The 16,600-nt window shown below is 71.2% G+C and carries 20 protein-coding genes; 10 read left to right on the top strand and 10 right to left on the bottom strand.

The window, feature by feature from the left end; translation table 11 throughout:
• Positions 1–3 precede the first annotated feature (3 nt).
• Together ACZ7LT_RS08045 and ACZ7LT_RS08040 are read right to left on the bottom strand one after the other, a co-directional pair.
• On the bottom strand, positions 4–513 hold the full coding sequence (locus tag ACZ7LT_RS08045; protein WP_471235140.1) for a metallophosphoesterase family protein: 510 nt from the start codon (positions 511–513) through the stop codon (positions 4–6).
• An 83-nt stretch (positions 514–596) separates the two neighbouring features.
• On the bottom strand, positions 597–965 hold the full coding sequence (locus ACZ7LT_RS08040; protein WP_471235139.1) for a PRC-barrel domain containing protein: 369 nt from the start codon (positions 963–965) through the stop codon (positions 597–599).
• 159 nt (positions 966–1,124) lie between these two features.
• Here ACZ7LT_RS08040 and ACZ7LT_RS08035 point away from each other — a divergent pair, with 159 nt between their 5' ends.
• The gene (locus ACZ7LT_RS08035; RefSeq protein ID WP_471235138.1) at positions 1,125–1,829 is read left to right on the top strand and encodes a 2OG-Fe dioxygenase family protein; all 705 of its coding nucleotides are present in this window, start codon (positions 1,125–1,127) and stop codon (positions 1,827–1,829) included.
• On the opposite strand, the gene ACZ7LT_RS08030 is transcribed toward ACZ7LT_RS08035, so the two are convergent.
• The 6 genes from ACZ7LT_RS08030 to katG all read right to left on the bottom strand — a co-directional run bounded on the left by ACZ7LT_RS08030 (position 1,810) and on the right by katG (position 8,061).
• Positions 1,810–3,027 (bottom strand): carboxylate-amine ligase, encoded by a 1,218-nt coding sequence (locus ACZ7LT_RS08030; RefSeq protein ID WP_471235137.1) that lies wholly within the window; start codon positions 3,025–3,027, stop codon positions 1,810–1,812. The two genes, ACZ7LT_RS08035 and ACZ7LT_RS08030, sit on opposite strands and share 20 nt — an antisense overlap.
• Positions 3,028–3,056: 29 nt before the next feature.
• Positions 3,057–4,106, bottom strand: coding sequence for an iron-containing redox enzyme family protein (locus ACZ7LT_RS08025; RefSeq protein WP_471235136.1), 1,050 nt, complete (start codon positions 4,104–4,106; stop codon positions 3,057–3,059).
• Entirely contained in the window at positions 4,103–4,279 is a 177-nt protein-coding gene (locus tag ACZ7LT_RS08020) for a CDGSH iron-sulfur domain-containing protein (protein WP_471235609.1), read from the bottom strand. Before ACZ7LT_RS08020 ends, ACZ7LT_RS08025 begins: the two co-directional genes overlap by 4 nt.
• A 64-nt stretch (positions 4,280–4,343) precedes the next feature.
• Positions 4,344–4,970, bottom strand: coding sequence for a HemK2/MTQ2 family protein methyltransferase (locus ACZ7LT_RS08015; RefSeq protein WP_471235135.1), 627 nt, complete (start codon positions 4,968–4,970; stop codon positions 4,344–4,346).
• Positions 4,971–5,262: 292 nt separating this feature from the next.
• Positions 5,263–5,676 carry a CBS domain-containing protein gene (locus ACZ7LT_RS08010; protein ID WP_028798243.1) on the bottom strand — a complete coding sequence of 138 codons (414 nt, stop codon included), beginning with the start codon at positions 5,674–5,676 and terminating at the stop codon, positions 5,263–5,265.
• A gap of 153 nt (positions 5,677–5,829) precedes the next feature.
• Positions 5,830–8,061 carry a catalase/peroxidase HPI gene (gene katG / locus ACZ7LT_RS08005; RefSeq protein WP_471235134.1) on the bottom strand — a complete coding sequence of 744 codons (2,232 nt, stop codon included), beginning with the start codon at positions 8,059–8,061 and terminating at the stop codon, positions 5,830–5,832.
• 235 nt (positions 8,062–8,296) lie between these two features.
• Between katG and ACZ7LT_RS08000 the strand changes: the two genes are divergently transcribed.
• The 5 genes from ACZ7LT_RS08000 (at position 8,297) to ACZ7LT_RS07980 (ending at position 12,308) form a co-directional block, all read left to right on the top strand.
• Positions 8,297–8,707 carry a Fur family transcriptional regulator gene (locus ACZ7LT_RS08000; RefSeq protein WP_471235133.1) on the top strand — a complete coding sequence of 137 codons (411 nt, stop codon included), beginning with the start codon at positions 8,297–8,299 and terminating at the stop codon, positions 8,705–8,707.
• A 34-nt stretch (positions 8,708–8,741) separates the two neighbouring features.
• Entirely contained in the window at positions 8,742–9,161 is a 420-nt protein-coding gene (locus tag ACZ7LT_RS07995) for a helix-turn-helix domain-containing protein (protein ID WP_471235132.1), read from the top strand.
• A 10-nt stretch (positions 9,162–9,171) separates the two neighbouring features.
• Positions 9,172–9,585: a VOC family protein gene (locus ACZ7LT_RS07990; RefSeq protein ID WP_471235131.1), complete on the top strand. Its 414-nt coding sequence runs from the start codon at positions 9,172–9,174 to the stop codon at positions 9,583–9,585.
• A 64-nt stretch (positions 9,586–9,649) separates the two neighbouring features.
• The gene (locus tag ACZ7LT_RS07985) at positions 9,650–12,031 is read left to right on the top strand and encodes an ATP-binding cassette domain-containing protein (RefSeq protein WP_471235130.1); all 2,382 of its coding nucleotides are present in this window, start codon (positions 9,650–9,652) and stop codon (positions 12,029–12,031) included.
• A gap of 103 nt (positions 12,032–12,134) precedes the next feature.
• Positions 12,135–12,308, top strand: a complete 174-nt coding sequence (locus ACZ7LT_RS07980) for a CsbD family protein (protein WP_471235129.1) — start codon at positions 12,135–12,137, stop codon at positions 12,306–12,308.
• Positions 12,309–12,503: 195 nt separating this feature from the next.
• Here ACZ7LT_RS07980 and ACZ7LT_RS07975 read toward each other — a convergent pair whose 3' ends face one another.
• Both ACZ7LT_RS07975 and ACZ7LT_RS07970 read right to left on the bottom strand, forming a co-directional pair.
• Positions 12,504–13,559: an SRPBCC family protein gene (locus ACZ7LT_RS07975; RefSeq protein WP_471235128.1), complete on the bottom strand. Its 1,056-nt coding sequence runs from the start codon at positions 13,557–13,559 to the stop codon at positions 12,504–12,506.
• Between the two features lie 4 nt (positions 13,560–13,563).
• Entirely contained in the window at positions 13,564–14,625 is a 1,062-nt protein-coding gene (locus tag ACZ7LT_RS07970) for a histone protein (protein WP_471235127.1), read from the bottom strand.
• 12 nt (positions 14,626–14,637) lie between these two features.
• Between ACZ7LT_RS07970 and ACZ7LT_RS07965 the strand changes: the two genes are divergently transcribed.
• From ACZ7LT_RS07965 to ACZ7LT_RS07950, 4 genes are all read left to right on the top strand, one after another.
• Positions 14,638–15,030: a gas vesicle protein GvpO gene (locus tag ACZ7LT_RS07965; RefSeq protein WP_471235126.1), complete on the top strand. Its 393-nt coding sequence runs from the start codon at positions 14,638–14,640 to the stop codon at positions 15,028–15,030.
• Between the two features lie 30 nt (positions 15,031–15,060).
• Positions 15,061–15,555 carry a gas vesicle structural protein GvpA gene (locus ACZ7LT_RS07960; protein ID WP_471235125.1) on the top strand — a complete coding sequence of 165 codons (495 nt, stop codon included), beginning with the start codon at positions 15,061–15,063 and terminating at the stop codon, positions 15,553–15,555.
• A gap of 3 nt (positions 15,556–15,558) precedes the next feature.
• Complete coding sequence (locus tag ACZ7LT_RS07955; protein ID WP_471235124.1) at positions 15,559–16,275, top strand: GvpL/GvpF family gas vesicle protein; 717 nt, start codon at positions 15,559–15,561, stop codon at positions 16,273–16,275.
• 73 nt (positions 16,276–16,348) lie between these two features.
• Positions 16,349–16,600 (top strand): gas vesicle protein GvpG, encoded by a 252-nt coding sequence (locus ACZ7LT_RS07950; RefSeq protein ID WP_471235123.1) that lies wholly within the window; start codon positions 16,349–16,351, stop codon positions 16,598–16,600.

Raw genomic sequence — 16,600 nt, 5'->3', positions numbered from 1 at the left:
CCGTCAGTGAATCCGCCGCCTCGGGAGCCGGTGCAGGGTGACGTCCCCCAGCGCCCCGTCCGCGACCGTCAGGGTCATGAACGTGCAGAAGGGCTGGCGTCTGCGGTCCGTGGGGGAGCCGGGGTTGAGCAGGCGCAGGCCGCCGGGGGCGGTGGAGTCCCAGGGGATGTGGCTGTGGCCGAACACGAGGACGTCCAGGTCCGGGAAGCGTTCGGCGCAGCGGCGCTCGCGCCCCGCGGCCGCTCCGGTCTCGTGCACGACGCCGAACCGCACTCCGCCGAGCTCCGCGCGGGCGACCTCGGGCAGCCTCCGGCGCAGGGCCGGGCCGTCGTTGTTGCCGTAGACGCCGATCAGGCGGCGGGCCGAGGAGCGCAGGAGGTCGAGCGTCGCCTCGTCGGTCCAGTCTCCGGCATGGATCACGGCGTCCGCCTCGCCGATGCCCGCCACAAGCGCGTCCGGCAGGCTCTTCGCGCGGGCGGGTACGTGCGTGTCGGAGGTCAGCAGAAGCCGCATGCGCCCACCGTAGGCCGCCGCCGCGACGGGCGCCCCCGCGGCCGCACCGGGGTGGGCCGCGGGGGCGCGGGAGGAGCCGTGCGTCAGATGCGCGGGCCGCCGAACGGGCCCGTACCGTCGTAGTACTTGCTGATCTCGAAGCGGTAGTTCGGGTCGCGCAGATGGTTGTCGCGCTGGAACTCCGGAGCCGCCTTGATCTGGTCCTTGGTGGCCTCCACGTGCACCGTCCTACTGTCCCGGTCCACGCTGGTGACCGTCCCCGCCGGGATCAGGACCTCCTTGCCGAAGATCCACACACCGGTGTCGACGACGAGGTACGCGTCGGAGACCTCGTGGGAGTGCTTGTCGACCTTCCCGATGTGGCCGTCGAGGGCCTCCACGCGGAAGCCCACGAGGTCTTCGCCGCTCGGGTGGACGATGCCGGATCGGTAGGTCCAGATGTCGTCGGTCATGCTCAACTCCTTTGCCGGACGTTCGTCTTTCCCCGCGCCTGCCCCGCGAGCCCGACCTGACACGGGGGGCACCGGACTTCGGCCGGACTTCCCCGTACGCACGGGTCCGTATGGGGGTTCCCCGGGTATGGGAGGCCCCCGGGCGGGAACACGCCCGGCATGTCCGATTCGCACACCCTGCAGGCGCTGTCCGAGCCCGGCTACTGCCTGATGAAGCCCGACGAGATCGGCCGCCGCCTCGGAGCGGACGGCCGGCAATGGGCGGAGTTCGACCGGCACTGGGACGAACTCGCCCCCGACCCCTACGTCCAGGAAGCCGGCATGCGGCGCCTGCGGCGCTACGGCCACTTCGGGCGCAAACCCACCGGGGAACTCACCGCCCGCCGCCACGACGGCTTTCTGCAGCCCGAGGACAGCAACCCGCTCTACATCGGCCAGGAGCGTCACTTCGAGCCGCTGACCGACGCCTTCGCCAGCGACCCCCTGCTGGCCGCGCTGCTGGATCTGCTCGCCGAAGCGGCGTCCGTCCTCGCCGACCCGCCCGAGTGGACCGTGAAGGTCCATCCCTTCAGGGTCGTGGCGACCAGCGGCCAGGCCGGGCAGCCCACACCCGAGGGAGTCCATCGCGACGGAGTCACCCTCGTCTCCTCCCTTCTCGTCGGCCGGGGCAACGCCAGTGGCGGCGAGAGCACCGTCTACGACCTCGACGGGGCGCCCGTCCTGAGGACGGTGCTGGAGGAGCCCGGCACGCTGCTCCTCGGTGACGACCGGCGGACCCTGCACGGCGTCTCGCCCGTGACCCCGCGCGACCCGGCACGGCCCGCGCACCGCGACGTCCTCGTGATCACCTTCGCCGATCGGTGAGGCGGGAGGCGCCCGGCGCGCCGCCCGGCCAGGGCTCGCCGGCCGCCTCCTCGCACGGCCGCCGCGTCGTCTCGACGAGCCACCGCACGGCCCCCTTCAGGCCGTCCGGTCCGGCCGCCGCCAGGAGCTGGGCCTGCGCGCCGCCCCGGCCGGGGGCGCCTGCCGCCGAGGTCCCGGCCGCGCCCACGATCCCGGCGATCCGGGCCCGGACGAACGCCGCTTCACCCGCCTCCTCCAGCGGCTCCCGCACGTGGTCCAGGAGCGCGAAGGCCAGTTCCCCGCCCGGTCGGACCCGGCCGTCCCGCAGGTCCACGCCGGTGCCCGCGACCCCGTCCCGCGCGGCCTTCCAGTACGCGGCGCGCACCTCCTCCGCCCCGATCGGCGGGCCCGGGTCGCCGCCCCGCACCGCCTGGACGGACACCTGCACCAGCGCCCGTACCAGCGCCGCCAGGGCCACCGCGTCGTCGAGCTCGGCGACGACGTCCATGCACCGGATCTCCACCGTCGGGAAGGTCGGGTTGGGGCGTACGTCCCAGAAGGGCATCGCGGGGTCCAGCATCGCCTCCGCCGCCGCGATCACCCGCGCCGTCCGTTCCCACTCCGCCAGGGAGGCGGCGAAGGGCGGCGGGCCGAGGCACGGGAAGCGCAGCCGCATCACCGACCGCCAGCTGGCGTAACCCGTACTCCGTCCCTGGTGGTACGGGGAGTTGGCGCTCAGCGCGACCAGGGTCGGCAGCCAGGGGCGCAGGTGGTTGCCCACCAGCACCGCGCACTCCCGGTCCGGGCAGTGGACGTGCACATGCTGGGCGCAGATCGCGAAATCTTCGACCATCGCCCGGTACTGGGCCTGGCCCGCCCGGTAGCGGGGGTGGTCGCCCACCGCCTCCGGGGCCGCCCGGCCGAGGACCGGTGTGCCGGAGGCGCACAGCCGCACCCCGGCGGTGCGGGCCGCTTCGATGGCCGCCCGGCGGACGGCGACGAGGTCGTCGCGCAGCTCGGCGAGGCCGGTGCACGGCCGGGTGCGGCCCTCGACCTGGTAGAGGGTGAACTCCCCGGTCACGCTCTCGCCATGGCCGGCCGCCCCGGCCGCGGCGACGACCTCGTCCGCGGCGGCCCGGACCCGTTGGGTGACCGGGTCCACCAGGAAGTACTCCTCCTCCACCCCGATGGTGGGCAGGCCGTCACCGCCGCCGGCCATGGCGCCCTCCGGGCTCCCGCGCAGGTCTCTCACCCCTCGGGCAGCGGGGCCCGGAGCGCCGAGCGTCCCGCCGTCCACCGCTCGCGCAGATACGCCGCCAGCCGGTCCTCCAGCAGGTCGGTGGCGGCGCAGCCGAAGGCGATGTCGGCCTCCAGGGCGGGTTCGGCGGCCAGCAGGCCTCCGATCACCTCGCGCCGGACGATCTGTTCGTGCACGGCGTCCGCCTCGACGTGCTCGGCGTAGAAGTGCTCCGCCGCCGGTCCGGCCCCGCAGCGGCGCATCGCCCGGGCGAGCCGCCGGGACCCCGGCGAGGAGGTGACCTCCACCCAGGCGAAGTGCCCCACCAGCGCGCCGCGCCGCGCCCGGTGCAGCCCGAGCAGGGACATCAGGTTCACGGTCGCGAGCAGCGGCGCGGGCGCGCACTCCAGGTGGCGGCCGTAGGACGGGTCGAGCCCCAGGTCCGTCATCAGGTCGGCGAAAAGGCGGGCGTGTACGCGCTCCGCCCGCCCCGCGCCGAACTCGTCGTACTCGATCGCCGCCATCGCGGCCTTGGCCTGCCCCGTCAGCCGGGGGATCACCCACGCGTGCGGGTCGGCCTCCTTGAGGTGGTAGAGGGAGCGCAGGGCCGCGTACTCGCGCAGCTGCCAGAGCTCGCCGTCGGTCTCCAGGAAGCGCGACAGGCTGCCGGACAGGTCGACCGGCTCCTCCAGCAACGGGCCGAAGGCTTCGTCGACGGTCGTGGGGGCGCCGGCGAGCTCGTCGCTGAGCGCGTCCAGCATCCTGGCTTCCAGCAGGCCGCGCAGGCGCAGCAGGTCGGGGTCCCACTCCCGCTCGTCCGGGACGTCGGCGAACCCCCGATAGTGCGGTTCGTACAGGACGTACAGCGCCAGCTGGAGGTCCTCGCCCCAGGGGTCGGCCGCCCCGGCCGCGCGTTCCACCGCGGGGGCGGCGAGCTCCGGCGCGGGCGCGGGTGCCCTCAGCGCCGTGACCACCGCGGCGGACAGCGGGCCGCGCCCGGCGGGCAGCGGCGGTCCGGTGGCGGTGCGCGGGCGGTCCGTGGCCGGGGCGGACGGGTTCATCGAGCGCTCTCCTCGCCTGCGGAATCGGGGTCTGGGTCGCGGCGTCGTGGGCGGTGGCTGGTGTCGCACCACGGGGGTGTACGGGTCCGCCGGCAGGTGCACAGCGCGACGACGAAACGGTCCGAGACGGCGGTGGTGCCGTCCTCCATCACGACCTCCACGGGCCCGTCCACGAGCAGGGGCCCCGCCGGGTCGATGCGTACCCGACGCGGCGCCCGGGGCGTCTCAGATGTCGTCTCAGGCGTATTGGCCACGGATGACCACCAGTTCCTCCCACTGCTCGCCCGGGGCGGCGAACCCGCGCTCTTGCAGCCATGCCCGCCGGGAGCGCAGTACGGGCCCCCAGGGCACGTCCTGCCGGGCGACGACCCGGGCCTCGACACCGCCGCGCTCCAGCAGCTCCACGGTGCGGTCGCTGTCGCACATGGCGGAGTGGACCATGAGCAGGACGCCGCCGGGGCGCAGCAGCGCGGGGGCGGACGTGCAGATGGGGTCGATGACGCCCCGGCCGTCGCCGCCGGCGTCCCAGGCCCGGCTCGCTCCTCGGGTGGGCAGCTCGTGGTCCGGGGAGGGTACGTACGGGGGATTGGCCGTGACGAGGTCGTAGCGGCGGCCGGCCGCGCCGGCGTCGAAATCGCCGTGCACGACGTTCAGCGGGAGACGCAGGCGCAGGGCGTTCAGCCGGGCCGCCATCACGGCCGGCCAGGAGGTGTCGACGGCGGTGACGGTGGCCCCGGTCGCGGCGGCGCGCAGCGCCACCGCGCCCGTTCCGGTGCCGATGTCGAGGGCGCGGTGGCCGGGGCCGAGCTCCTCGTCGGCGAGGGCGGCTTCCAGCAGGAGGGTGTCTGCCTGTGGGCGGTACACGCCGGGCAGCGAGATCAAACGACGTTGAAGAGCTACTGGTCGTGTCGTGGTACCGGCCACGGCTACCTCCGGGTCTGGACGGGCCCTTGGTGATCGCCCTCGTGATCACTGCGGATACCCCACTTCGCCCTTTTCACCCCGCCCGGGCGCCACATTCGGATGAATGTATGGAAACGGGATGAATGGGGTGTGGGGCGCGCAGGGGCGCGCGGAAGGCGCGACCGGGGGTGCGAGGGGCGCTAAACGGGAGGTGGGGAGGGGCCGACCCACCCCTCCCCGGCTCGCCGGGCGGTCAGGCGGAGATGGCTTCGAGGAGGTCGCCGACCTTGGGGTCGGGCAGTGCGCGCGCCACGTCGGCCTGGGCGACGATCCCGACCAGCGTGTGTCCGTCGATGACGGGCAGGCGGCGGACCTTGTGCTCGCTCATCGTGCGCAGGATCTCCTCCGCGCTGTCGTCGGCGCCGATGGTGACGGCCTCGCCCTGGGCGAGGTCGCCGGCCTTCACCTCGGCGGGGTCCTTGCCCTGCCCGAGGACCTTCACGACGATGTCGCGGTCGGTGAGCATGCCCTTGAGCTTGTTGTCCGTGCCGCAGATCGGCAGGGCGCCGACACCGAGCTCCGTCATCTTCTTCGCCGCTTCCAGGACGGTCTCCTGGGCGCCGATGCAGGTGACGTCCGGCGTCATGATGTCGCGTGCGGTGGTCATGATGCTCTTCACTTCCCTCGGTGGTCCTGGTCCCCTGCCAGGCGCCTGCCCGCCCGCCGCCGGGCTACGCACGCGCGGGCGGGGTGCGCCCGCGCGCGGCCGAGGGTAGGACGTCCGGGCCGGCCCGCGGGCCGGCCCGGACGTCGTCGTCCGTCAGACGAGGTCGAACCGGTCGAGCTCCATGACCTTCGTCCACGCCGCGACGAAGTCGGTCACGAACTTCTCCTTCGCGTCGTCACTCGCGTACACCTCGGCGAGCGCGCGCAGCTCGGAGTTCGAGCCGAAGACGAGGTCGGCACGGGTGCCCGTCCACTTGACCTCGCCCGTGGCGGCGTCGCGGCCCTCGAAGGTGTACGCGTCCTCGGACGTCGCCTTCCACGTCGTACCCAGGTCGAGCAGGTTGACGAAGAAGTCGTTGGTCAGAGTGCCCGGGGTGGTGGTGAACACGCCGTGCGACGCCTGCTGGTGGTTGGCGCCCAGGACGCGCAGGCCACCGACGAGGACGGTCATCTCGGGGGCGCTCAGGGTCAGCAGGTTCGCCCGGTCGATCAGCAGGTACTCGGCCGGCAGGCGGTTGCCCTTACCGAGGTAGTTGCGGAACCCGTCGGCGGTCGGCTCCAGCGCGGCGAACGACTCCACGTCCGTCTGCTCCTGCGACGCGTCCACCCGGCCCGGCGTGAAGGAGACCTCCACGTCGACCCCGGCGTCCTTGGCGGCCTTCTCGACCGCCGCACCACCGGCGAGCACGATCAGGTCGGCGAGGGAGACCTGCTTCCCGCCGGTCCGTGCGGAGTTGAAGGACTGCTGGATCCCCTCCAGGGTGCGCAGCACCGTCGCCAGCTGGTCGGGGTCGTTGACCTCCCAGCCGATCTGGGGCTGGAGGCGGACGCGCGCGCCGTTGGCGCCGCCGCGCTTGTCGCTGCCGCGGAAGGAGGCGGCCGACGCCCACGCCGCGGACACGAGCTGGGACACCGACAGGCCGGAGTCGAGGACCTGGGCCTTGAGGGCGGCGATGTCCTCGGCGTCGACGAGCTCGTGCGTCACCTCGGGCAGCGGGTCCTGCCACAGCAGCGTCTCGGCGGGGACCTCCGGGCCGAGGTAGCGCACGATCGGGCCCATGTCACGGTGGGTCAGCTTGAACCACGCGCGGGCGAAGGCGTCCGCGAACTCGTCGGGGTTCTCCAGGAAGCGCCGTGAGATCTGCTCGTAGGCCGGGTCGAACCGGAGCGAGAGGTCGGTCGTCAGCATCGTCGGCGCGTGGCTCTTCGACGGGTCGTGGGCGTCGGGCACGGTCCCCGCCCCGGCGCCCTCCTTCGGCCGCCACTGGTGCGCGCCGGCGGGGCTCTTGAACAGCTCCCACTCGTAACCGAAGAGGATCTCGAAGAAGCTGTTGTCCCAGGTGATCGGGGTGTTCGTCCAGATGCCTTCGAGACCGCTGGTGATGGCGTCGCCGCCCTTGCCGGTGCCGAAGGAGTTCCGCCAGCCAAGGCCCTGCTCCTCGAGCGGCGCGGCCTCGGGGTCGGGGCCGACGTTCTCCGCCGGGCCCGCGCCGTGGGTCTTGCCGAAGGTGTGGCCGCCGGCGATCAGCGCGACCGTCTCCTCGTCGTTCATCGCCATCCGGCGGAACGTCTCACGGATGTCGCGGGCCGCGGCGAGCGGGTCCGGGTTGCCGTTGGGGCCCTCCGGGTTGACGTAGATGAGGCCCATCTGGACCGCGCCGAGGGGGTTCTCCAGGTCCCGGTCGCCGGTGTAGCGCTCGTCGCCGAGCCAGGTGGTCTCGGGGCCCCAGTAGACGTCCTCGTCCGGCTCCCACACGTCCGCCCGGCCGCCGCCGAAGCCGAAGGTCTCGAAGCCCATCGACTCCAGGGCGACATTGCCGGCGAGGATCATGAGGTCGGCCCAGGAGAGGTTCTGGCCGTACTTCTTCTTGACCGGCCACAGCAGGCGGCGGGCCTTGTCCAGGTTTCCGTTGTCCGGCCAGCTGTTGAGCGGCGCGAAGCGCTGCTGGCCGGCTCCGGCGCCACCGCGGCCGTCGCTGATGCGGTACGTACCCGCGCTGTGCCACGCCATCCGGATCATGAACGGGCCGTAGTGGCCGAAGTCGGCGGGCCACCAGTCCTGGGAGGTGGTCAGCACTTCCGCGATGTCGCGCTTCACCGCGGGCAGATCGAGGGTCTTGAACGCCTCGGCGTAGTCGAACTCCTCACCGAGGGGGTTGGACACGGCGGGGTTCTTGGCAAGGATCTTCAGGTTGAGCCGCTCCGGCCACCACTGGCGGTTGCCACCACCCTGAGTGGGGTGCGGGGCACGCCCGTGTGCGACCGGGCACCCCCCTGAGCCCTCCGTCTTCGCGTCGGTGACGATTGCGTCGTGGTTCTCAGACATGGGAATCCTTCCGGACCAGGCGGATCACGGTGCTGGGAAACTCAGTGCGGTGGAACGGTCGGGGAACCCCTTGGCCAATTGCCGGAACCGATCCTACGATGGACAGAGTCCAAGTCAATAAGTTCATCAACCCCGTATCCAATCAGAACTCGGACGGCCATGGGTGAATTTCATCTGATGATCCACTGAATCTGATCCACTGAACGTCCACTGACCGGAAATAGGTGGCAGCGATATGAGTGACCTGCTGGGGCGATTGCGAGAGCGTGGCTGGCGGATGACTTCTCAGCGGCGCGTCGTCGCGGAGGTCCTCGACGGCGACCACGTGCATCTCACCGCCGACGAGGTGCACGCCCGCGCCGCCGAGCGGCTGCCCGAGATCTCCCGGGCGACCGTCTACAACGCCCTCGGCGAGCTCGTCATGCTCGGCGAGGTCGTCGAGGTCGCCACCGACGGCCGCGCCAAGCGCTACGACCCCAACGCCCACCGCCCGCACCAGCACCTGGTCTGCTCCAGCTGTGGCACCATCCGCGACGTCCACCCGACCGGCGACCCGCTCGCCGACCTCCCGGCCGAGGAGCGGTTCGGCTTCACGGTGTCCGACGCCGAGGTCACCTACCGCGGCCTGTGCCCCTCCTGCGCCTGAGCGGTCGCGCGGCACGCTGTGGGATGGTGGTGAGGTGACCTTGGAGGACCTCGTCCGGCTGCGCCGGGCCCGTGACCTGATGGACCGCGAGTACGCGAAACCGCTCGACGTCCCGGCGTTGGCGCGCGTCGCCCTCATGTCGGCGGGCCATTTCTCCCGCAGTTTCCGCGCCGCCTTCGGCGAGACGCCGTACAGCTACCTGATGACGCGGCGGATCGAGCGCGCCAAGGCGCTGCTGCGGCGGGGAGACCTGTCGGTGACGGAGGTCTGCTTCGCGGTCGGCTGTACGTCCCTGGGCTCGTTCAGCTCGCGCTTCACCGAGCTGGTCGGCGAGAGCCCCAGCGCGTACCGAGCGCGCGACCATCAAGAGGGCGCCGCCATCCCGGCCTGCTACGCCAAGATCTACACGCGACCGGTCAGGAATGGAGAAGCGAAACCCGCCCCCCGCCCGTAGCGTGAAGCGCATGGACATCACGCTTTCCACCTGCTTCATCGCCGTCGACGACCACGACAAGGCGCTCGCCTTCTACCGCGACATCCTCGGCCTGGAAGTGCGCAACGACGTGGGGTTCGAGGGGATGCGCTGGGTGACCGTCGGCGCGCCGTCGCAGCCCGATGTGAACATCGTCCTCGAACCGCCCCTCGCGGACCCGAACGCCTCACCCGCCGACCGGGACGCCATGGCGCAACTGCTGGCGAAGGGCCTGCTGCGCGGGGTCATCTTCCAGACCGAGGACTGCGACGCCACCTTCGAGCGGATCCGCGCCGCGGGCGGCGAGGTGCTCCAGGAGCCGGTCGACCAGCCGTACGGCGTGCGCGACTGCGCCTTCCGCGACCCCGCGGGCAACATGCTGCGCTTCAACCAGCCGCGCGTGTAAGGCGCTTGGGGCCACCCGTACCCCGCGAGGTCACCCGCCCGAGACAGATGGAGACACACCCAGCATGGCCACGAGGACGGACACGCGGTCGCCCGCGCCGCACCTTGCCGACAGTCACGACCTGATCCGCGTCCACGGCGCGCGCGTGAACAACCTCAAGGACGTCAGCATCGAGATCCCGAAGCGCCGGCTGACGGTGTTCACCGGCGTCTCAGGCTCGGGCAAGAGCTCGCTGGTGTTCAGCACGATCGCCGCCGAGTCGCAGCGGCTGATCAACGAGACCTACAGCGCCTTCGTACAGGGCTTCATGCCCACGCTTGCCCGCCCCGAGGTCGACGTGCTCGAAGGCCTGACGACCGTGATCAGCGTCGACCAGCAGCGGATGGGCGCCGACCCCCGCTCCACGGTCGGCACCGCCACCGACGTCAACGCCATGCTGCGCATCCTCTTCAGCCGGCTCGGCAAGCCGCACATCGGCCCGCCCAGCGCGTACGCCTTCAACGTCCCCTCGGTCCGGGCGAGCGGCGCGATCACCGTCGAGCGCGGCGCCAGGAAGGCGGTGAAGGCGACCTTCAGCCGCACCGGCGGCATGTGTCCGCACTGCGAAGGCCGCGGCACGGTCTCCGACATCGACCTCACCCAGCTCTACGACGACAGCAAGTCGCTCAACGAGGGCGCGCTCACGATCCCCGGCTACAGCATGGACGGCTGGTACGGCCGCATCTTCCGCGGCTGCGGCTTCTTCGACCCGGACAAGCCGATCCGCAAGTACACCAAGAAGGAGCTCCACGACCTCCTCCACCGGGAACCGACCAAGATCAAGGTCGAGGGCATCAACCTCACGTACGCGGGTCTGATCCCGACGATCCAGAAGTCGTTCCTGTCCAAGGACGTCGACGCGATGCAGCCGCACATCCGCGCCTTCGTGGAACGGGCGACGACGTTCACCGTCTGCCCCGAGTGCGACGGCACCAGGCTGAGCGAGGGCGCCAGGGCGTCGAAGATCAAGAAAGTCAGCATCGCCGACGCCTGTGCGATGCAGATCAGCGACCTCGCGGAGTGGGTCCGCGGCCTCAAGGAGCCGTCGGTGGCCCCGCTGCTCACCGCGCTCCTGCAGACCCTCGACTCGTTCGTGGAGATCGGCCTCGGATACCTCTCGCTCGACCGCCCCTCGGGCACGCTGTCGGGCGGCGAGGCGCAGCGCGTCAAGATGATCCGCCACCTCGGCTCCTCGCTCACCGACGTCACCTACGTCTTCGACGAGCCCACCACGGGCCTGCACCCCCATGACATCCAGCGGATGAACGGCCTGCTGCTGCGACTGCGGGACAAGGGCAACACCGTCCTCGTCGTGGAGCACAAGCCGGAGGTGATCGCGATCGCCGACCACGTCGTCGACCTCGGACCCGGCGCCGGTACGGCGGGCGGCACCGTCTGCTTCGAGGGCACCGTCGAGGGGCTGCGGTCCGGCGGCACCATCACCGGCCGCCATTTCGACGACCGGGCCTCCCTCAAGGAGACGGTGCGCGAGCCCACCGGCGCGCTGGAGATCCGCGGCGCGACGACGCACAACCTGCGGGGCGTCGACGTCGACATCCCGCTCGGGGTCCTCGCCGTCGTCACCGGCGTCGCCGGCTCCGGCAAGAGCTCGCTCGTGCACGGGTCGATTCCCACGGGCGACGGGGTGGTGTCGATCGACCAGGGCCCCATCCGCGGCTCCCGGCGTAGCAACCCGGCGACGTACACCGGGCTGCTCGACCCGATCCGCAAGGCGTTCGCCAAGGCCAACGGCGTGAAGCCGGCGCTGTTCAGCGCCAACTCCGAGGGCGCCTGCCCCACCTGCAACGGCGCCGGTGTCATCTACACCGACCTGGCCATGATGGCCGGTGTGGCCACCACCTGCGAGGACTGCGAGGGGAAGCGGTTCCAGCCGGCGGTCCTGGAGTACCGCCTCGGCGGCCGCGACATCAGCGAGGTGCTCGCGATGTCGGTGGACGAGGCCGAGGAGTTCTTCGGCGCCGGCGAGGCACGCACACCGGCCGCGCACAAGATCCTCGACCGGCTCGCCGACGTCGGGCTCGGCTACCTCACCGTCGGCCAGCCGCTCACCACGCTGTCCGGCGGCGAGCGGCAGCGGCTGAAGCTGGCCACGCACATGGCGGAGAAGGGCGGCGTCTACATCCTCGACGAGCCGACCGCAGGCCTCCACCTCGCCGACGTCGAGCAGCTCCTCGGCCTGCTCGACCGGCTCGTCGACGCCGGCAAGTCGGTCATCGTCGTGGAGCACCACCAGGCGGTCATGGCCCACGCGGACTGGATCATCGACCTCGGCCCGGGGGCCGGCCACGACGGCGGCAGGATCGTCTTTCAGGGCACCCCCGCCGCCCTCGTCGCCGACCGCCCCACGCTGACCGGCGAGCACCTGGCGGCCTACGTCGGCAGCTGACGCCGACGCGGGGCCGGAATGATTACGACCCCTTTGGTAGGGAATGTGCCTTGCATCTCGTACGACCGCGGAGCTGTGCGTGGCCGCGCAGGAGGTGACAGCGATGGGTGCCGGTAAGAAGGCCAAGAACATCGGCAAGACCGCCAAGGGCAAGGTGAAGGAGGTCACGGGCCGCGCCGTCGGCGACGACCGGCTGGAGGCGAAGGGACGGCTGGAGGAGGCGGAGGGCGACGCCAAGCAGGCTCTCCAGAAGGGCAAGGACGCCCTCGACCACTGACGTGGTGGGTCCCCCGGCAGTGCGGGCCGACGGATGTCCATCCGCCGGCCCGCGTGCGCTTCGGAGCACCGGGCGCGGGGGTGTCGGTCAGCGGCGGCCTCGGGTCGGCGTGGCGGGGACGTGGGCCTTGCTTCAGCGGCGGTCGCGGGTCGGCGTGGCGGCCTCGCTTCTGAGCGCCGGGTACGTCGGTCTTGCTCAGCGGCGGGCGCGTGCCGGGCGGCGCTTGCGCCGAGGGGGCTCCTCCTCGTCCTCCTCTCCCGCTCCCTCTTCTTCCTCCCCCTCCTCCTCGCCCTCTTCTTCTTCCTCTTCCTCTTCTTCAGGCTCCTCCTCCTCGTCCTCCGCAGCTCCTTCCGCCCCCTCCTCGCCTTCGGCCTCGTCCTCGAACTCTTCTTCCTCCTCCTCGTCACCCGGCTCCTCGTCCTCGTACTCCGCCTCTTCCTCCTCCAACGCCTCTTCGTGCGTGCGCACCACCTCGCCGTCGCGGATCTCGCCCCGCCAGCCGTCGGGCTCGCTGTCGCCGAGGGTGACGTACCGCTGGAAGTGCTTGAAATCCAGGCGCAGTCGACGGCCCTGCACCCGCCAGAGGTTGCCCGTCTTCTCGAAGAACCCCGACGGGTAGTACTCGACGACGAGCACGATCCGGGTCAAGGTCGGCGTCAGCTCGTGGAAGCTCACGCAGCCCCGCGTCGAGCCCTTGGACCCGTCCGAGGTCCATACGATCCGTTCGTCCGGGACCTGCTCCTGAACGGTCGCCCTCCAACTCCGGGTGGACGGACCCACCTTGACCTTCCACTCGCTGGTCGTATCGTCCCCCTGGGAGACGTTGCGCACGCCCTTCGTGAAGCCGCTGAACTCCTCGTACTGGGTCCACGCGTCGTACGCCGTGCGGATCGGCACCCCCACGTCGAGGGTCTCGACGATGTTCATGACCTTGGCGGTGCCACCCTTGCGGCCGCCCTGCCCGTCACCCGCTCCCAGGGCTCCGGTGACCTTCTCCTTCAACCCTTGCAGCTTCTGGCCGGCGAGGGCCTTCATCGGGGAATCGCCCTGGAGAAGCCGGCTGCCGACTTCTTTGAGGGAACCGCCGCTTTCCGCCACGTCGTACAGCTGGTCGGTGACGTCGTCGATCTTGTCCGCGGCTTTGTCGGCCAGTTGGTCCGCCTGCGCGGAGAGATAGGCGACGACCTCCTGACGCAGCCGGTCGACACCGGAGTTCATGTCCGGTTCGCTGTCGCGCTTCGTCCTGGCCATGGCCTTACCTCCGCGCCGACGGCTTCCTCGCCGTCGTCTTCTTGGCGGCCGTCTTCGAGGCCGCGGTCTTACGGCTCGCGGCGGTCTTCCTGCCCGCGGGCTTCGAGGTCGTCTTCTTGGCCGTACTCGGTTTCGAGGTGGCCTTCTTCCTGGTCGACGCCCCTGCGCCGGCCCCGCCGCGGGACGATGTCGTCTTCTTGGCGGCCGTCTTCGACGCCGTGGCCTTCTTCGCCGGTGCCTTCTTGGCGGGAGCCTTCGTGGCGGTCGAGCGGGCGGATGTCGTTTTCTTTGCGGCCGTCTTCTTCCCGGCTGTCTTCTTCGCCGGGCCCGTCTTCTCGGGCTCTGCGCTCTTCGGCCGCGCCCGGGCGGTCTTCTTGGGCCTCTCCCGGTCCGCCGCGGCCCGCCGGGGCGCGGTTTTGCTCTTCGTGGACGTGCTACGGGCGGGAGCGCTGGGGCGTGCACGGGCACGCTTCGGCGGCTCCTCCTCCGCTTCCTCCTCGGCTTCCTCCTCGGCCTCTTCTTCCCCCTCCCCTCCTTCCTCTTCTTCCTCTTCTTCCTCTTCTTCCTCTTCGGCTTCCTCGTCCTCGTCCTCGTAGCGGTCTTCCTCGTCCTCGTCCTCCTCGCGTGTGCCGGAACTGCCCTGCGTGAGGGCGAGAGTCCGGTCGTGGAGGGAGTCGGCGACGTCGGCCAGGCGACGGTTGGCCGCGGCCACGAGAGCCTGACGGCCGGCGTCGAGTGCCTCGCCGCGCAGTTGCTGGCCCAGCTCGGCGAATTGGGGCATCTCTCCGAGCTTCCGCGCGCCCTGCGTGAGCAGTTGCCCGGGTTCGAGCCCGAAGCGGCGGCCGGCCAGATAAGTCGCCATGGTGATGGCGAGCCGGCCCTTCTTCGCTCGCCCGAGCATGTAGCCGCCGGCGACGGCTGCCGCGAGGGCGATCTTGCTTGTGTCCTGCATGGCCTTCCCCTTCGGGAGGAAATGAGGCGTTATTCCCATACTCTCGCTTGAGGCGGGTATGCCCCCTATCGAGTGAATTATGGAACGGTTGCACGGATGGAACTGATTACTCATCGGGGAGCACCCATGGCCTCGGCGGAACCGGCCAGACGGCGCAGGACCACCAGCGGGGACGCCGCCGGTAAAGCGGATGGCGACGCGGACCGCAGGCGACGCCGCCCGGACAGACAAAAGGCCCCGGCCGCGCGAGGGAGCGGTGCCAAGACCGCCGACGCGGCGATGAAGGCGGCAGCGGAGCAGCTGTCGGAGCTCTTGGGCCGCCGACCGGAGTCCGTCTCCGCGCTCAAGCCCGTCGAGGACGGATGGGAAGCGCAGGTGGAGGTGGTCGAACTGGAGCGGATACCGGAGACCACCAGCGTCATCGCCAGCTACAAGGTCACGCTGGACGAGGAGGGCGAGCTGATCTCGTACGAACGGACCCGTCGGTACAACCGGGGCATGATCGACCGGCCGGTCTGACGGGGCCGCCGCCGATGAAGGGAACGCGCCATGACCGTGGTGCCTCAAGGAGGAAGCGCCGCCGTCGGCAGAGGCGGCAGTGGCAATCTCTACGACGTCCTGGAACTGATTCTCGACCGTGGGCTGGTGATCGACGTCTTCGTGCGCGTGTCCCTGGTCGGCATAGAACTGATCAAGATCGACGCCCGGATCGTGGTGGCGAGCGTGGACACGTATCTGCGCTTCGCCGAGGCGTGCAACCGGCTGGATCTGGAAGCGGGCCGCAAGGCGCCCGCACAGCTGCCGGAGGTCGTGGGCGACATGGTCGAGGGCGGGGCGCAGGGCAAGTCGAAGGGTGCGTTGACCGGGGCGGTGCAGGCCGTTACCGACACCCTCACCGGCCGGAGCCGTGATGAGGACGAGGACGAAGAGCCCGAAGAAGCGGAGGAGGAGTACGAGGAGGAGCCCGAGGAAGAGCTGGAGCCCGCCCCACGGCGGCGTCGGACGACGACCCCCCGCCGTCACACGCGCCGGGAGCGTGAGTGAGCGATGACCGTCTACGTCTACGCGATCACCAGCGCCACCCACCCCTGCCGTCTCGACGGCCTGAGTGGCGTGGGCGCCGACCCCTCCGGTGTACGGACCGTGACCGCCGACGCGCTGCGTGCGGTGGTCAGCGACGTACGGGAGGCGGAACTGCGACCCAAGCGGCGTGACCTCACCGCCCACCAGGAGGTCCAGGACCGGCTGATGGCCGACGGCACCGCGCTGCCCCTGCGGTTCGGCTACACGGCCGCCGACGACGACGCGGTCCGCGCCGTACTGGAGGACCGCGGGCAGGAATACCTCGCCACCTTGGAGCGGCTCGACGGCTCCGCCGAATTCCACCTCCGGATCGCCCAGGAGGAGGGATCGCTGCTGCGGGAGATCCTGGAGGAGTCCCGCGAGGCGAGGGAGCTCAACGACGCCATCATCCATGGCGATCCCGACCCGCGCGCCAAGCTCGCTCTCGGTGAGTTCGTGGCGCAGGAGGTGGAGAGACGCCGGAACGCGCGCGCCGAAGCCGTGGTGAACGCACTGGCACCCTCGGTGCGGGAGCACGAGGTGCTCACGCCGAGCGGCGACGACTTCCTCAGCGTGTCCTTCCTGGTGGCGGACGAGGACCGGGAGGCGTTCCTCGCGAAGGAGGCCGAGCTCGCGGCGGCGGCCGACGACGGCGTGGAGTTCCGCCTCGCGGGCCCCCTGCCTCCGTACAGCTTCGTCTAGCGGCTCCGTCCGGCGGCACGGCTTCGTCCGGCGGCGCGATCAAGGACGCGATCGAGAGAGGAGCGCGGGAATCATGGGGCTTTTCACCCAGCTGCTGACGCTGCCGCTCGCCCCCGTGCGGGGCGTGGTGTGGGTGGTGGAGCGGGTCACCGAAGCGGCGGAGGCGGAGTACTACGACCCCGCCCCGGTCTGGGCGGCCCTGCGCGAGCTGGAGAGGCAGTTGCAGGCCGGTGAGATCGACGAGGAGACCTTCGACCGGCAGGAGGACGAGCTGCTGGACCGGCTCGACGAGATCGCCGCGTTCGAGGCCGCGCGAGGGCAGTAG

This window comes from Streptomyces sp. NPDC039465, from assembly GCF_055639315.1.
The sequence above is the reverse complement of the archived record's forward strand: the minus strand, read 5'-3'. Positions and strand labels throughout refer to the sequence as shown.

What these genes read in the sequence shown, in the direction of transcription:
- ACZ7LT_RS08045 (WP_471235140.1), bottom strand. Translation starts at nt 513, where the DNA reads ATGCGGCTTCTGCTGACCTCCGACACGCACGTACCCGCCCGCGCGAAG.
- ACZ7LT_RS08040 (WP_471235139.1), bottom strand. Translation starts at nt 965, where the DNA reads ATGACCGACGACATCTGGACCTACCGATCCGGCATCGTCCACCCGAGC.
- ACZ7LT_RS08035 (WP_471235138.1), top strand. Translation starts at nt 1,125, where the DNA reads ATGTCCGATTCGCACACCCTGCAGGCGCTGTCCGAGCCCGGCTACTGC.
- ACZ7LT_RS08030 (WP_471235137.1), bottom strand. Translation starts at nt 3,027, where the DNA reads ATGGCCGGCGGCGGTGACGGCCTGCCCACCATCGGGGTGGAGGAGGAG.
- ACZ7LT_RS08025 (WP_471235136.1), bottom strand. Translation starts at nt 4,106, where the DNA reads ATGAACCCGTCCGCCCCGGCCACGGACCGCCCGCGCACCGCCACCGGA.
- ACZ7LT_RS08010 (WP_028798243.1), bottom strand. Translation starts at nt 5,676, where the DNA reads ATGACCACCGCACGCGACATCATGACGCCGGACGTCACCTGCATCGGC.
- katG (WP_471235134.1), bottom strand. Translation starts at nt 8,061, where the DNA reads ATGTCTGAGAACCACGACGCAATCGTCACCGACGCGAAGACGGAGGGC.
- ACZ7LT_RS08000 (WP_471235133.1), top strand. Translation starts at nt 8,297, where the DNA reads ATGAGTGACCTGCTGGGGCGATTGCGAGAGCGTGGCTGGCGGATGACT.
- ACZ7LT_RS07990 (WP_471235131.1), top strand. Translation starts at nt 9,172, where the DNA reads ATGGACATCACGCTTTCCACCTGCTTCATCGCCGTCGACGACCACGAC.
- ACZ7LT_RS07985 (WP_471235130.1), top strand. Translation starts at nt 9,650, where the DNA reads ATGGCCACGAGGACGGACACGCGGTCGCCCGCGCCGCACCTTGCCGAC.
- ACZ7LT_RS07980 (WP_471235129.1), top strand. Translation starts at nt 12,135, where the DNA reads ATGGGTGCCGGTAAGAAGGCCAAGAACATCGGCAAGACCGCCAAGGGC.
- ACZ7LT_RS07975 (WP_471235128.1), bottom strand. Translation starts at nt 13,559, where the DNA reads ATGGCCAGGACGAAGCGCGACAGCGAACCGGACATGAACTCCGGTGTC.
- ACZ7LT_RS07970 (WP_471235127.1), bottom strand. Translation starts at nt 14,625, where the DNA reads ATGAGTAATCAGTTCCATCCGTGCAACCGTTCCATAATTCACTCGATA.
- ACZ7LT_RS07965 (WP_471235126.1), top strand. Translation starts at nt 14,638, where the DNA reads ATGGCCTCGGCGGAACCGGCCAGACGGCGCAGGACCACCAGCGGGGAC.
- ACZ7LT_RS07960 (WP_471235125.1), top strand. Translation starts at nt 15,061, where the DNA reads ATGACCGTGGTGCCTCAAGGAGGAAGCGCCGCCGTCGGCAGAGGCGGC.
- ACZ7LT_RS07955 (WP_471235124.1), top strand. Translation starts at nt 15,559, where the DNA reads ATGACCGTCTACGTCTACGCGATCACCAGCGCCACCCACCCCTGCCGT.
- ACZ7LT_RS07950 (WP_471235123.1), top strand. Translation starts at nt 16,349, where the DNA reads ATGGGGCTTTTCACCCAGCTGCTGACGCTGCCGCTCGCCCCCGTGCGG.